We start from the raw sequence: 1,040 nt of genomic DNA, 5'->3' as shown, positions 1-1,040 counted from the left end.
GTAAGAAAATAACGTAACTCATACATAAACAATATCGATTCACTTCCCGCCGCAGTGGTCCGGGATCGGCCTATCAATGCTCAAAATTGTGAAGTTGATGCGATAATTACCTTTTCTCTTCATTCTGGGTGACGACATGGATAGTGTTGAACTTTCACGTACTACTCGCTGGGGCATGATATCTATCGGCCTGTTACAGGGGATATTGTGCTACCTGCTGATGACATATCTGGTGCCGCATAATGACGGCTGGCTGTTCTATGGCATGCCCGCGACAATTGCTCTCTCCTCGGCGCTTTTACTCACCGTTGTCTCTTTCAAACAACGTGCGCTGTGGTACTGGATGGCGCTGATCTTTGTTGTCGTGCTGGCGATGAGCGTCTGGCTAAAGTGGCAAGTCGAGGACAGCGATAAGTGGCGGCAAAATGATATTTTTATGTTGTACGGCTGGCGCTTACTGCTGATGGCGATGCTGGCATTGCCATGGATTCAGTACTCGCTCCACGCATCCCGCCAGCAGGCCCGCTATGCGCAGTATTATGCTAGTTTGTGGCTTAATGCGCTGACGTTACTGATTGTCTTTGTCGCCAACGGTCTGTTCTGGATGGTGCTCCTGCTATGGAGCGAGATGTTTAAGCTCGTTGGTATTACCTTCTTCGACACGCTTTTCTTTGATACCGACTGGTTTGGCTACGTGGCCTTTGGCCTGGTTACCGCACTGGCGGTGGTACTGACCCGCACGCAGTCGCGTCTGGTTGCGGCGGTCCAAAAGTTACTGACTTTGATCGCCACCGGTCTGTTACCCCTGGTCGCGCTGCTGGCGCTGATGTTTGTGCTGACCTTGCCCTTCACCGGCCTGGAGGCTATCTCGCAGCGGGTGTCTGCGGCCGGGTTGATGTCAACGCTGGCGCTGCTCCTGCTGCTGTTGATGGCTATCGTTCGCGAGCCGCAGAAAGAGGCGCTTCCCTATCCAGCCGCGTTACGCTACCTGATCAAATGCGCCCTGGTTGTCGCGCCCATCTATATGCTGATTGCCGGTT

1 protein-coding gene is annotated in these 1,040 nt (G+C 53.2%); it reads left to right on the top strand.

Going from position 1 to position 1,040, the window contains the following annotated elements; all coding sequences use genetic code 11:
- Positions 1 to 136: 136 nt before the first annotated feature.
- On the top strand, positions 137 to 1,040 hold a 904-nt coding region (locus KQJ19_RS23690), incomplete at its 3' end, for a DUF4153 domain-containing protein (protein WP_216404284.1).

It is taken from the genome of Citrobacter sp. S46_ASV_140, assembly GCF_018919545.1.
In the GTDB taxonomy this organism is placed as follows: domain Bacteria; phylum Pseudomonadota; class Gammaproteobacteria; order Enterobacterales; family Enterobacteriaceae; genus Citrobacter; species Citrobacter braakii.
This window is presented reverse-complemented; position numbering and strand designations above follow the sequence as displayed.